This is a genomic window from Mycobacterium sp. ITM-2016-00318, assembly GCF_002968285.2.
In the GTDB taxonomy this organism is placed as follows: domain Bacteria; phylum Actinomycetota; class Actinomycetes; order Mycobacteriales; family Mycobacteriaceae; genus Mycobacterium.
In genome coordinates this window covers 2037473-2051184 of record NZ_CP134400.1, presented here as the reverse complement: position 1 = coordinate 2051184, position 13712 = coordinate 2037473, and the positions used below count along the sequence as shown (strand labels likewise).

Sequence of the window (13712 nt, the reverse complement as noted above, 5' to 3'; positions counted from 1 at the left end):
AGACGGTGACGATGGACCCCATGGAGTCCCGCAAGGCCAAGCACATCGACGTGTGCTTGACCGAGGCCGTGGACTACCAGACCGTGACGACCGGTCTGGAGCGCCTCGTGTTGCCGTACAACGCGCTGACCCAGACCAGCCTCGGGGCGATCGACCTGCATACCGAGTTCCTCGGTGTCCGCCTGGAGGCGCCGGTGTTGATCGGGGCGATGACGGGCGGTGCCGAACTCTCCGGCGTCATCAACCGCAACCTGGCCGCGGCCGCCGAGAAGCTCGGCATCGGCATGATGCTCGGCTCGCAGCGCATCATGCTCGGCGACGAGGTGGCCTCGACGAGCTTCGCGGTTCGCGACGTCGCACCCGAGGCGCTGCTGATCGGCAACATCGGGCTTGCGCAGCTCTCCGACGAGCTGGTGGGAGAGCTTGTCGCGGCCCTCGACCGGGTCGGCGCGAATGCCCTTGCAGTGCATACGAATCCGTTGCAAGAAGCAATGCAGCACGAGGGTGACACCGACTTTTCCGGCTCCATCGGGCGGCTCCGCGACATCGCTCGCTCCATCGGCTATCCAGTGATGCTGAAGGAGGTCGGCCACGGTATCGGGGCGACGGCCGCAGCCGAGCTGGTGGACTGTCCGATCGCCGCGGTCGACGTCGCGGGCGCGGGCGGAACGTCATGGGCCCGCGTCGAGCAGTACGTCCGCTACGGCGAGATCCGCCATCCGACGTTGGCCGAATGGGGCATCCCGACCGCACAGGCCCTGACCGAGGTCCGCCAGACGCTGCCCGGCATGTCGCTGGTCGCCTCCGGCGGCATCCGGACCGGCATGGACGCGGCCAAGGCGCTGGCGATGGGCGCCGACGTCGTCGCGGTGGCCCGGCCACTGCTCGCCCCCGCCATCGACTCCGCTGCGGCGGTGCTGGACTGGCTTGCCAACTTCATCTCCGAGCTGCACATCTGCCTGCACGGCTGCGGCGCCGCCGACCTGGCCGCCCTGCGCCGCCGTGGCGTGCGCCCGTGCCCCTAACGCCGAAACCGACAAACAGGCGCAAAAGTGTGAGTTGATCGCGCCGAAACGTCGATCTCGGCATGGTCCCTCAGCCCGCGGTGACCAGTTCCTGTCCCCGCATGCGCTGCGAAATCACCGCGGTGATGCCGTCATCGCGCATCGTGACGCCGTAGAGCGCGTCGGCGACCTCCATCGTCGGCTTCTGGTGGGTGATGACGATCAGCTGCGAACGTTCCCGTAGCTGCTCGAACAGCGAGATCAGGCGGCGCAGGTTGGCGTCGTCCAGCGCCGCCTCGACCTCGTCCATCACGTAGAACGGCGACGGCCTTGCCCGGAAGATCGCGACCAGCATCGCGACCGCCGTCAGCGACTTCTCTCCACCGGAGAGCAGCGAGAGCCGCTTGATCTTCTTGCCCGGCGGCCGGGCCTCGACCTCGATACCGGTGGTCAACATGTCATTGGGGTCGGTGAGCAGCAGCCTGCCCTCGCCGCCGGGGAACAGCGTCGAAAACACTTGGGTGAACTCACGTTCCACGTCGATGAAGGCTTCGGTGAACACCTGCAGGATGCGGGTGTCGACGTCGGAGATGACGTCGAGCAGATCCTTCCTCGCGCCCTTGACGTCCTCCAGCTGGGTGGACAGGAAGTTGTAGCGCTCCTCCAATGCGGCGAACTCCTCGAGCGCCAACGGGTTGACGCGGCCGAGCTCGTTGAGTTCCCGTTCGGCTTTTTTGGCGCGTCGCTCCTGGGTCGGCCGGTCGAAGGGCATCGGCGCGGGCGCGGTGACCTGCTCGCCCCGCTCGCGGGCCTGCTCGTACTCGGCCATCTCCAACTCCGTTGGCGGTAGCGCAACGTCGGGTCCGTATTCGGCGATGAGGTCGGCGGTCGCCATCCCGAACTGCTCGAGGACCTGCTGTTCGAGCTGTTCGATCCGAAGTGCGGCTTGGGCTTTGGCGACCTCGTCGCGGTGCAGCGCCTCGGTGACGGCGGCGATCTTCGTGGTCAATTCGGTGACCTGCTCGCGAACTCCGGCCAGTGCCTCGATGCGTTGATGGCGCTCGCTGACCAGCTCGTCACGTCGGCGGGACGCGACGGTCACCGTCGAGTGCAGTCGGTTCGCGAGATGGCGTCCCGACTCGGCGACCGCTGCCGCGACAGCCGCGGCGTGTTCACGGGCTTCGCGAGCACGCTGGGCCCGCAACCTGGCCTCGCGTTCGGCGGTGGCCGCTCGGCGCAGCGAATCCGCCCGTCCCCGAACGGCATTCGCGCGTTCTTCAGCGGTGCGAACCGAAAGCCTGGCCTCCACCTCCGCGGCGCGGGCGGCCTCGGCCGCCGCGACGGTCTGCTGCCGGTCGGCGGGCGCCGAATCCACCAGCGGCGCCTGCTCGGCGTTGTGCAGCCGCTGCTCGAGCGCGGCCAGCTCCTCGACGGTCTGCACCCGGCCGGACTCCAGGTCGTCGCGTTGGCGGATCAGCCGCTGCCACTCCTCGTCGGCCGTGCGGGCCTCCTGGCCGAGCCTGCCGAGCTGTTCGTAGATCGCCGAGATCGCGGCGTCGGACTCGTTCAGCGCGGCCAGCGCCTGCTCGGCGGCGTCCTGACGGGCTTTCTGCTCGGCCAGCGCACCGGCCAGCGCGGCGCTGAGCTCGTTGACCTGGTTCTCGGCCTGTGCCAGCTCGGTGCGGGCCTTCTCCACCTCCGAGGTGAGCTCGAGCGTGCTGGGTTTGCGATCCGAGCCGCCGCTGACCCAACCGGCGCCGACGAGGTCGCCGTCGACGGTGACCGCCCGCAGCTCCGGACGGGCCGCCACCAGGTCCAGTGCAGCGGGCAGATCGTCTACCACCGCGACGCCGGACAGCATCGCGGTCAGCGCACCGCGCAGCCGAGACGGCATGTCGACCAGATCGGTCGCCCACTGCGCCCCCTCCGGCGGGGGCGTCGGCGGTGGCGCCTGAACGGGCCAGTCGCCCAGCACGATCGCCGCGCGGCCGCCGTCGGACGCCTTGAGTGCTGCGACGGCGGAGCGGGCGGCTCCGAAGCTTTCGGCTGCCACGGCGTCCGCGGCGGCCCCGAGCACGGCCGCGACGGCCGCCTCGCAGCCGGGCCGCACCTTGACGAGGCTTGCCAGTGAGCCGAAAAGGCCTGCGCCGGAGAGGTTTCGCTGCAGCCAAGCGGCGCCGTCCTTGCGGTCTAGGCCGACCGAGAGGGCGTCGATGCGGGCGCGCAGCGAGGCGACGTGCCGTTCGGCGCTGCGTTCACCGGCTTGCAGTTCGGCCACGCGTTCGTCGGCCAGCCGCAGCGCGGTCACGCTCCGGTCGTGCTGATCGTCGAGGCCGACCTCGCCCGCGTCGAGTTCGCCGACGCGGCTCTGCACCGTCTCGAAATCGGCCTTCGCCTGCTGCGCGCGGGTGCCCGACTCCTCGATGTTCTCGCTGAGGCGGGCCACGGTCTCGTCGATGGACTCGACCCGGGTGCGCATGGTGTCCACCTGGCCGGCCAACCGGGCCAGGCCCTCGCGGCGGTCGGCTTCGGCACGCACCGCCGCCAGATGGGCGCGCTCGGCCTCGGCGGCGACGCGGTCGCGTTCGGCCAGCTCGTCGCGTGCCGCGGTCAGCCGCTCGCGGGAGTGCGCCAGCTCGGACTGCAGCCGACGTTCGTGCGCGGCCACCTCGTCGGCCTCGGCCTCTAGCGCGTCGGGATCGGCTCCGCTTGACACCTCCTGCTCGGTGTCGAGGTGCTGGGCGCGTTCGCTGGCGATGCGTACGGTCGCGCTGACCCGCTCGGCGAGCGCCGACAATCGGAACCAGCTCTGCTGGGCGGCCTCGGCGCGCTCGCTGAGCCCGGCCACCGCGCTTTCGTGCGCGTCGAGCTCGACGGTGGCGGTCTGCAGCCGGGCGGTCATCTCGTCGTGCTCGCGGCGCAGCGCCGCCTCGGCCTGGTTGGTGTTGTCGAATTCGCCTCTGCGGCTGACCAAATCGTCCGCCGCGAGCCGGAGCCGGGCATCGCGTAGATCGGCTTGGATGGTCTGGGCGCGGCGCGCCATCTCGGCCTGTCTGCCGAGCGGTTTGAGCTGACGGCGCAATTCGGTGGTGAGGTCGGTCAGCCGCGCAAGGTTGGCCGACATCGAGTCGAGCTTGCGGACGGCCTTCTCTTTGCGTTTCCGGTGCTTGAGGACACCCGCGGCCTCTTCAATGAAGGCCCGTCGGTCCTCCGGCCGCGACTCCAGGATCTCCGAGAGCTTGCCCTGCCCGACGATGACGTGCATCTCCCTGCCGATGCCGGAGTCGCTGAGCAGTTCCTGTACGTCCATCAAACGGCAACTGCTGCCGTTGATCTCGTACTCGCTGCCGCCGTCGCGGAACATCCGGCGGGTGATCGACACCTCGGAGTACTCGATCGGCAGCGAATTGTCGGAGTTGTCGATGGTCACGGTGACCTCGGCGCGGCCCAGCGGCGGCCGCGACGACGTGCCTGCGAAGATGACGTCTTCCATCTTGCCGCCGCGCAGCGTCTTGGCACCCTGCTCGCCCATCACCCAGGTGAGCGCGTCGACCACGTTCGACTTGCCCGAGCCGTTGGGTCCGACGACGCATGTGATGCCCGGTTCGAAGCGCAGAGTCGTCGGCGAGGCAAAGGACTTGAAGCCCTTCAGCGTCAGACTCTTGAGGTGCACGATGGGCCACACTACAGCCGGAGGGGCTAACGCTCGGTGAAGCCGGTCATCGCGTCGCCGACTTCTGTCCACTCGGCGACAACTTTGGCGACGCGGCCGGGAGTGTTTCCGCTTTCCAGCAGGTCAAGCAGCCGCTGACACGTATCGCGAGGGCCTTGCGCGACGACCTGGACACGCCCGTCGGGCCTGTTCGACGCAAACCCGGTCAGCCCCAGTTCGAGGGCCCGAGACCGGGTCCACCACCGAAATCCGACCCCCTGCACGTGGCCGTGCACCCATGCGGTCAGCCGTACCTCAGCTAACTCCTGCATCACTAACCTCAAATGTCACTTGAGTCCCGGATTTGAGGGTGCGACCGACCGTGCAGACCTGGTCGATCGCACGTTGTACGACCGTGAGTACCCGCGCCCGCTCCTCGTCAGATAGCGCCGACAGGTCGAGTTCCATGCGCTCGTCGAGGTGCGGGTAGCGCTCCTGTTCGCGGTCGGCAACGCCCGAGACCCTGATCGTCGTCGCGTAGTCCTCGCCCAGCCGGCGCTGCAGCGGGAGATCGCTGGCCATGCCGCTGCAGGCGGCGAGCGCGATCTTCATGAGCTCGCCGGGGGTGAACACACCCTCGACGTCCTCGCCGCCGACGAGCACCTCCGCGCCCCGCGCGCTGCGCCCGACGTAGCGGCGCACACCGGTGCGCTCGACCCACAGTTCCGTCATGGCTTATTTCTACAACTATCCGCGAAACTGCATTCCAGCAGAGGAAGTGCGAGTGTCGGCCTGCTTGCATGCACTCTCGCGCGTATTTATGCCCGGCGAACCCGCGGGCGGGGTTGGCACCGCGGGCAGTAGAACGACGAGCGGTTCATGAAGCTCTCGCGCCGCATCACCGCACCGCAGCGTCTGCACGGCTCGCCCTCACGGCCGTAGGCGTCCAGCGAGCGGTCGAAGTAACCGGACTCGCCGTTGACGTTCACGTACAACGAGTCGAACGACGTGCCGCCCTTACCGAGCGCCTCGGTCATCACCTCGGCCGCGGTGTCGAGCAGTTCGGCGAGTTTCTTGCGAGGCAGTGACGACGCCAGCCGGGCGCCGTTGACCTTGGCCCGCCACAGCGCCTCGTCGGCGTAGATGTTGCCGATACCCGACACCACGGTCTGGTCGAGCAGCTGGCGTTTGATCTCGGAGTGCTTGCGGCGCAACACCGTGACGACGCCGTCGCGGTTGAAGTCCGGGTCCAGCGGATCGCGGGCGATGTGGGCGACGGGTACCGGTACGTCGGCGCCGTCGACGGTGACAAGGTCGGCCAGCAGCCAGCCGCCGAACGTGCGCTGGTCGACGAAGCTGAGCGCGGTGCCGTCGTCGAGCAGCGTCGCGATCCTCAGGTGCCCCTCGTTGGGCACGGGGCCGAGCAGCATCTGCCCACTCATACCGAGATGGACCACCAGCGCTGAGCCGTCGTCGAGCGTGAGCCACAGGTACTTGCCGCGCCTGCCGGTGCCGGTGATGGTGGTGTTCAGCAGTCGAGCGGCCAGGTCGGCGGGGCCTGCCTCGTGCCGTCGAACGGCCCGCAGATGGTGCACCCGCACGCCGGTGATGGTCTTACCCGTCACGTGCGCTTCGAGCCCCCGCCGAACGACCTCGACCTCGGGCAGTTCAGGCATCGACGTTCGAGGCGGACAGCGCCGTCCACGCTGCGGCGGCGGCCTTCAACTCGGCTTCCTTCTTGGTGCGGCCGACGCCCCTGCCGTATTCGGTGTTCATCACGACGACCGTCGCGGTGAACTCCTTGTCGTGGTCGGGGCCGGTGGCGGTGACCATGTACGACGGCGCGCCCATGCTGCGTGCGGCGGTCAACTCCTGCAGGCTGCTCTTCCAGTCCAGCCCCGCACCGAGCGTCGGCGCCGTCTCGATCAGCGAGTGAAACAACCGCAGGATCACCTCGCGCACAACCGCCAGGCCGTGTTCGACATATATTGCGCCGAGCAGGGATTCGACGCCGTCGGCCAGGATGCTCGACTTGTCCGCGCCACCGGAGTTCTCCTCCCCCTTGCCCAGAAGCAGGTGCGCACCGAGGCCCCCGTCGGACAACGTGCGACCCACGTCCGCCAGCGCCTGGGTGTTGACGATGCTCGCACGCAGCTTGGCGAGGTCGCCCTCGGAGCGGTCGGGATGGCGGTGATAGAGCTCTTCGGTGATCGTCAGCCCGAGGACGGCATCGCCGAGGAACTCGAGTCGCTCGTTGGTGGGCAGTCCACCGTTCTCGTAGGAGTAGCTGCGGTGCGTCAGCGCCATGGTGAGCAGCTCATCGGGAAGCTCGACCCCGAGCGCGGCCAGCAGTGCAGCGCGATCGCCCGTCACTTGTCGTCGGTCTCCAGCATCGAAGACAGCTTCGCCCAACGCGGATCGATCTTCTCGTGCGCGTGCCCGGGCTCGGCGGTCGCCATCGGGATTCCGCAATCCGGGCACAGCCCTTGGCAATCCGGCCCGCAGAGCGGCGAGAACGGCAGCGCGAGGCCGACGGCGTCGATGATCGGCTGTTCGAGGTCAATGGAGTCGCTGACGACGTGTCCCACCTCATCGGCGTCGGTGGTCGCCTCCGTGGTGCTGTCGGGATAGGCGAACAGCTCGGTCAGGTCGATGTCGACGTGGCCCGGCACCGGGGTCAGGCAGCGGGCGCACTCGCCCGTGGTCGGCGCCGACACCGTTCCGGTGACCAGGGCGCCTTCCGACACCGATTCGATCCGCAGGTCCAACTCGAGGGGCGCGCCTTCGTCGATCGCCGCCAGCTCGACACCGATGCGCGCCGGGCTTGGCACCGTCTCGTTGACGGTCATCATCGACCCGGGCCGACGGCCGAGTCGGGAGATGTTGATCACCAGCGGCGAGCGGGAATTCTTCGTCGCCATTCTGTAGATCGTACGGCGAGCCTTCCCGCGGGTAGCCGCGGTGGTCAGCGGGTGGCGTAGTCGTGCGTGCCCGCAGCGGTGCGCAGCTGATGGCGGCCGCGGCCCACCGAACGCAGGGTTCCGTTGAGGAACTCCTCGAATTCCGCGAGCTTGCTGTCGACGTAGATGTCGCACTCGCCGCGCAGCCGGTCGGCCTCGGCGTGAGCGGTGTCGATGAGGCGGGTGGCCTCGGCTGTCGCCGACTGCACGATCTCGGTCTGCGACACGAGGCGCTGCTGCTCCTTGATGCCTTCCTGGACGGCCCTCTCATAGGAGAGATTGCCGTTTTCGATCAGGCGGTCGGCCTCGGCCTTGGCGCGGCCTGCGCTGGCCTCGTATTCGCGCTTGGCCGTTGCGCTGACGCGGGCCGCCTCTTCGCGGGCCTCCCCGACCATCCGCTCGCTGTGCTGCCGCGCCTCGGCGACCATGCGGTCGGCCTGAGATTTCGCGTCGGCCAGCAGCCGGTCGGCCTCGGTACGGGCGTGGTTGAGCATGGAGTCGGCCTCTGCGTGGGCCGTCGCGACCATCGAGCCGGAGTGCTCCTTGGCCTCGTTGAGCAGCTGGTCGCGGGCGTCCAAAACATCCTGGGCGTCGTCGAGCTCGCCGGGGATCGCGTCCTTGATGTCGTCGATCAGCTCGAGCACGTCGCCGCGGGGCACCACGCAGCCTGCCGTCATCGGGACGCCGCGGGCTTCTTCCACGATTCCGCCCAACTCATCGAGCGCTTCAAATACTCGGTACACGGCACACCCTCCAGGCGTAGTTGTTGTTACCAGTGTGCCTGGTGTTATCCCTGTGACTCACTACCGCCGCCGGTGTGTCGCCGGTCGGGTTTCGCGGGTCCCGTCCCAGGCCAGGTCAACTTTTGGCTGACTACGTTCCGACGACATTATGTCAAGGGTGGCGCCGACGGCATATCGGCACATGCAAAGACCGCCCGCAACCGGCGGACGGTCTTCGCCGTGGGCGTCGAATCCGTTATCCGGTCGCAGCCTTGATCAGATCCCGCGCCCTGTCGAGCATCGACGCGAACGGGCCGACCGCGAAATTCAGCTTCGCCGACTCCACGCCGGCATGCGGCCGCGTCGGGGCGATCGCCTGCGCGGCCTGCAATGCCTTGGCCATCCGTTCGAGGTCGTCGGAACTGAGCTTGCGCTCCAACTTGCCGAATTCCTCGGATTCCTCGTGCTCGGCGTGATCAACGACGGCATCGCGGAATTGAGTCAATTCGGTGATGAACTCCTTGGATCCGATGTCCATCTTCTCCAGCTTCGACAACTGCTCCTTGGCCTCGTGCTCCTCGGCGAGCCTGGCGTCGACGATGGCGTCGCCGTCGCTCAGCTCGTGGCGGGCCCGCGGGTGGATCACCATCTCTTCGGCGGTCTCGTGCACCGCGAGCAGCTGCCGCAATTCGGTGAACGCCTTGTCACGTGCCTCGTCGCTGGAGGCGGAAAGCACCTCTTCGAACAAGTCCTTGATCAGATTGTGCTGGTCAGTCAGGAACTGGACAGCGTCGTCGGTCGATTGCACGAATGTCTCGACCATAGGAAATACCTCCGATATGTATTGGGGTTGGGCGCTGATGGGCTGTCGCGCCATCCCCTGGCTACCCGAGGTCGTCGGTTATTAACCCTTTAGTTTGTTTCGCAGGCGGGCGTTCACCGGCTCAGGCAGCAACTCCGAAACGTCCCCGCCCAGCAAGGCGACTTCCTTGGCCAGTGACGACGAGACGAACGAATACCGCGGCGTGGTCGCGACGAAAAAGGTGTCCACGCCTGCGATGTGCTTGTTCATCTGCGCCATCTGCAATTCGTATTCGAAGTCGGTGCCGGTGCGCAGGCCCTTGATGATCGCGGTCAATCCGCGGGTCTTCACGAAGTCGACGACCAGCCCCTGGCCGGACTCCGCGCGCAGGTTGGGCAGATGCGCCGTCGACTCGTCGATCATCGCGATCCGCTCGTCGACGTCGAACATGCCCTTCTTGTTCGGATTGACCAGCACGGCCACCACGACCTCGTCGAACTGAGCCGCCGCGCGCTCCAAGATGTCGACGTGCCCGAGGGTCACCGGGTCGAAGGATCCCGGGCATACCGCGCCGCTCATGAGGACCGACGCTATCAGGGCAGCTCAGGTCCTCTCGGCCAGCTCGAGGCGGGTGTCGCCGTAGCGGCGGGTCTGCCACGGCGTCCAGCCGTCCGGCCAGCCGAGGCCTGGTCCTGAGGCGCCGCGCTCGACGACCGCGACGCTGCCCCGCGCGGTCCACCCGCGATCGGTCAGGGCGACGAGCACCTCGTTCACCTCCGCGTCGCCGATGTCGTACGGCGGATCGGCGAAAACGAGGTCGAATGGGGTTTCGGTGCCCGCGGTCAGCACCGACGCGACCGACCCGCGGCGCAGTGTGGCTCCTCCGACGCCGAGCGCCTTGATGTTCTGGCCGATCACCGCCGCGGCCCGCTGGTCGGATTCGACGAAGACCGCCGTTTGCGCACCGCGCGACAGCGCTTCGAGCCCCAGCGCACCGGAGCCCGCATACAGGTCGAGCACGGCGGCGCCCTGCAGGGCGAAGCGGGCGGCCAGCACGTTGAACAGCGCTTCGCGCACCCGGTCGGTGGTGGGGCGGGTGCCGCGCGGCGGCACTGCGATCCGCCGTCCGCCGAAGGCGCCTGCAACGATGCGGGTCAGCTGACCACCACCAGGAGGTCACCGCCCTCGACCTGGGCGGTGTGCGACACGGCGATACGGCTGACGGTGCCTGCCCTTGGTGCGGTAATGGCGGCCTCCATCTTCATCGCCTCGATGGTGGCGACGGTCTGGCCCGCGTCCACCTTGTCGCCGTCGGCGACCGACACGGTGACGACACCCGCGAACGGCGCCGCGACGTGGTCGGGATTGGTCCGGTCGGCCTTCTCGGCGGTCGGGATGTCGCTGGCGATGCTGCGGTCACGCACCAGGACCGGGCGCAGCTGGCCGTTGAGGATGCACATCACGGTGCGCATGCCGCGTTCGTCAGGCTCGGAGATCGCTTCGAGCCCGATCAACAGTTCGACGCCGCGTTCGAGCCGGACGCGGTGCTCGTCGCCGGGGCGTAACCCGTAGAAGAACTGGTTGGCCGACAGGCTCGAGGTGTCGCCGTACTGGTCTCGGTGGGCGTCGAATTCCTTTGTCGGGGCGGGGAACAGCAATCTGTTGAGTTCGGCCTGCCGTTCGGGCCCTGCCGACGCGAGCGCGGCCTCGTTATCGGGCGTGAGCTCCTTGGCCGGCTTGGCAGGCGGCCGCCCGGCAAGTGCCTTGGTGCGCAACGGTTCCGGCCAGCCGCCTGGCGGGTCGCCCAGTTCGCCGCGCAGGAACTCGATGACGGAGTCGGGGATGTCGAACCGGGCCGGGTCGGCGGCGAACTCGTCCGCCGTCACACCCGCACCGACCAGCGACAGCGCGAGGTCGCCGACCACCTTCGACGACGGGGTCACCTTCACCAACCGACCGAGAACGCGATCTGATCCGGCGTACGCGTTCTCCACGTCCTCGAACCGATCCCCCAGTCCGAGCGCGATGGCCTGCTGGCGCAGGTTGGACAGCTGACCGCCCGGAATCTCGTGGCGATACACCCGGCCCGTCGGCGCGGGCAATCCAGACTCGAAGGGCGCGTACACCTTTCGCAGAGCTTCCCAGTACGGCTCGAGCTCACAGACCGCGGCCAGCGACAGCCCTGTGTCGTATTCGGTGTGCGAGGCGGCCGCCACGATCGAGCTCAGTGCGGGCTGGCTGGTGGTGCCCGCCAACGGCGCTGCGGCGCCGTCGACCGCGCTCGCCCCGGCCTGCCACGCCGACAGATAGGTGGCCAGCTGACCACCGGGAGTGTCGTGGGTGTGCACGTGCAGGGGCAGCTCGAACCGCGAACGCAGGGCCGACACCAACGCCGAAGCAGCCTGCGGGCGCAGCAATCCCGCCATGTCCTTGATCGCCAACACGTGTGCGCCCGCATCGACGATCTGCTCGGCCAGCTTCAGGTAGTAGTCCAGCGTGTACAGACTTTCGCCGGGATCGGACAGGTCGCCGGTGTAGCTCATCGCGACTTCGGCGATGCCCGTGCCCGTTTCGCGAACCGCGTCGATCGCAGGGCGCATCGATTCGACGTTGTTGAGCGCATCGAAGATGCGGTAGATGTCGATGCCCGTCGCGGTAGCCTCCTCGACGAACGCCTTCGTGACGAGCTCCGGATACGGCGTGTAGCCGACGGTGTTTCGCCCGCGCAGCAGCATCTGCAGACAGATGTTGGGCATCGCTTCCCGCAACGCGGCCAGCCGCTCCCAGGGGTCTTCCTTCAGAAAACGAAGGGCCACATCGTAAGTCGCGCCACCCCAGCATTCGACCGACAGGAGCTGCGGCATCATGCGCGCGACGTAGGGCGCCACCGTCACCAGCCCGTTGGTGCGCAGCCGCGTCGCCAGCAGCGACTGGTGTGCGTCGCGGAACGTGGTGTCGGTGACGCCGACGGCCGCGGAGTCGCGCATCCAACGGGCGAACCCCTCCGGGCCGAGCTCCACGAGGCGCTGCTTGCTACCCGACTGAGCAGGCGCCGTGAGATCGATGGGGGGCAGCTTGTCCTGCGGGTAGATCGTCGAGGGCCGCGGGCCGTGCGGTTGGTTCACCGTCACTTCGGCGAGGTAGTTCAGGATCTTGGTGCCGCGGTCGGCTGGTGTGCGCGCGGTCAAGAGATACGGTCGCTCGTCGATGAACGACGTGGTGATCCGTCCCGCCCGGAAATCGGGGTCGTTGACCACGGCCATCAAGAACGGGATATTGGTCGACACTCCCCTGATCCGGAACTCGGCCAGCGCGCGGCGGGCGCGCGCGATGGCCGCGGAGAAATCCCGGCCCCGGCAGGTGAGCTTGACCAGCATCGAATCGAAGTGCGCGCTGATCTCGGCGCCGAGGTTGGTGCCGCCGTCCAGCCGGATACCCGCACCGCCGGGTGAGCGGTATCCGGTGATGCGGCCGGTATCGGGCCGGAAGCCGTTGGCTGGATCCTCGGTGGTGATCCGACATTGCATCGCCGCTCCGTGCACCACGAGCTCGTCCTGCGACAAGCCCAGCTGCTCGAGGGTTTCGCCGTCGGCGATGCGCATCTGGGAGGCGACCAGGTCGACGTCGGTGATCTCCTCGGTGACAGTGTGTTCCACCTGGATCCGAGGGTTCATCTCGATGAAGACGTGATGGCCGCGCTCGTCGAGAAGGAACTCAACCGTTCCGGCATACGAGTAGTTGATCTCGCGCGCGAATGAGACTGCGTCCGAACAGATCCGCTCGCGCAGCTCCTCGGGGAGGTTGGGCGCCGGCGCCAGCTCGATGACCTTCTGGTGGCGTCGCTGCAGACTGCAGTCGCGTTCGAAGAGGTGCATCACGTTCCCGTGCGTATCGGCAAGGATCTGCACCTCGATGTGGCGCGGGTTGAGTACGGCCTGCTCGAGATACACCATCGGGTCGCCGAACGCCGACTCCGCCTCGCGGCTGGCCGCCTCGATGGCCTCCGGCAGCGCATCGGCGTCGGTCACCCTGCGCATCCCGCGGCCACCGCCACCGGACACCGCCTTGACGAACAACGGGAAGTCCATGCTCGACGACGCGGCGACGAGTTCGTCGACAGACGCCGACGGCTCCGATGACGTCAGCACAGGCAGTCCCGCCGCCCGTGCGGCCGCGATCGCGCGCGCCTTGTTGCCCGTCAGCTCCAACACGTCGGAACCCGGCCCGACGAACGTGATCCCCGCCTCGGCGCACGCCGCGGCCAGGTCGGGGTTCTCCGACAGAAAGCCGTACCCGGGGTAGACGGCGTCGCACCCCGCCTGCCTGGCCACCCTGATGATCTCGTCGACCGAGAGATAGGCGCGGACCGGATGGCCCGTCTCCCCGATCTGGTAGGACTCGTCGGCCTTCAGCCGGTGCTGGGAGTTGCGATCCTCGTAGGGGTAGACCGCGACGGTGGTGATGCCCATCTCGTAAGCGGCACGAAACGCACGGATCGCGATCTCGCCGCGGTTGGCCACCAGGATTTTGGAGATCACCAAGGAACCCTAACGCCATCCAGGGGCGCACCGA

At 68.0% G+C, this 13712-nt stretch carries 12 protein-coding genes; 1 reads left to right on the top strand and 11 read right to left on the bottom strand.

Annotated features, from left to right (window positions below; all coding sequences use genetic code 11):
- The first annotated feature begins 11 nt into the window (after positions 1-11).
- Entirely contained in the window at positions 12-1025 is a 1014-nt protein-coding gene (gene fni, locus C6A82_RS09890) for a type 2 isopentenyl-diphosphate Delta-isomerase (protein ID WP_105346644.1), read from the top strand.
- Positions 1026-1095: 70 nt separating this feature from the next.
- Here fni and smc read toward each other — a convergent pair whose 3' ends face one another.
- The 11 genes from smc to C6A82_RS09835 form a co-directional block, all read right to left on the bottom strand.
- On the bottom strand, positions 1096-4677 hold the full coding sequence (gene smc / locus C6A82_RS09885) for a chromosome segregation protein SMC (protein WP_105346650.1): 3582 nt from the start codon (positions 4675-4677) through the stop codon (positions 1096-1098).
- A gap of 26 nt (positions 4678-4703) precedes the next feature.
- A complete protein-coding gene (locus C6A82_RS09880; RefSeq protein ID WP_105346649.1) occupies positions 4704-4988 on the bottom strand; it encodes an acylphosphatase in 285 nt (94 codons plus the stop codon).
- Positions 4972-5388 carry an OsmC family protein gene (locus tag C6A82_RS09875; RefSeq protein WP_105346642.1) on the bottom strand — a complete coding sequence of 139 codons (417 nt, stop codon included), beginning with the start codon at positions 5386-5388 and terminating at the stop codon, positions 4972-4974. Before C6A82_RS09875 ends, C6A82_RS09880 begins: the two co-directional genes overlap by 17 nt.
- Positions 5389-5474: 86 nt before the next feature.
- Entirely contained in the window at positions 5475-6332 is an 858-nt protein-coding gene (mutM, locus tag C6A82_RS09870; RefSeq protein ID WP_105346641.1) for a DNA-formamidopyrimidine glycosylase, read from the bottom strand.
- Entirely contained in the window at positions 6325-7029 is a 705-nt protein-coding gene (rnc, locus tag C6A82_RS09865) for a ribonuclease III (RefSeq protein ID WP_105346639.1), read from the bottom strand. Before rnc ends, mutM begins: the two co-directional genes overlap by 8 nt.
- A complete protein-coding gene (locus tag C6A82_RS09860; RefSeq protein ID WP_105346638.1) occupies positions 7026-7577 on the bottom strand; it encodes a DUF177 domain-containing protein in 552 nt (183 codons plus the stop codon). Before C6A82_RS09860 ends, rnc begins: the two co-directional genes overlap by 4 nt.
- A 44-nt stretch (positions 7578-7621) precedes the next feature.
- Positions 7622-8359, bottom strand: a complete 738-nt coding sequence (sepIVA, locus tag C6A82_RS09855; protein ID WP_105346636.1) for a cell division protein SepIVA — start codon at positions 8357-8359, stop codon at positions 7622-7624.
- A gap of 235 nt (positions 8360-8594) precedes the next feature.
- Positions 8595-9161 (bottom strand): hemerythrin domain-containing protein, encoded by a 567-nt coding sequence (locus C6A82_RS09850; RefSeq protein WP_199193844.1) that lies wholly within the window; start codon positions 9159-9161, stop codon positions 8595-8597.
- 81 nt (positions 9162-9242) lie between these two features.
- A complete protein-coding gene (gene coaD / locus C6A82_RS09845) occupies positions 9243-9719 on the bottom strand; it encodes a pantetheine-phosphate adenylyltransferase (protein ID WP_105346634.1) in 477 nt (158 codons plus the stop codon).
- Positions 9720-9743: 24 nt separating this feature from the next.
- Positions 9744-10298, bottom strand: a complete 555-nt coding sequence (rsmD, locus tag C6A82_RS09840) for a 16S rRNA (guanine(966)-N(2))-methyltransferase RsmD (protein ID WP_105346633.1) — start codon at positions 10296-10298, stop codon at positions 9744-9746.
- Positions 10295-13678 (bottom strand): pyruvate carboxylase, encoded by a 3384-nt coding sequence (locus C6A82_RS09835; RefSeq protein WP_105346631.1) that lies wholly within the window; start codon positions 13676-13678, stop codon positions 10295-10297. The genes rsmD and C6A82_RS09835 overlap by 4 nt, the downstream gene beginning before the upstream one ends.
- Between the last annotated feature and the right edge of the window lie 34 nt (positions 13679-13712).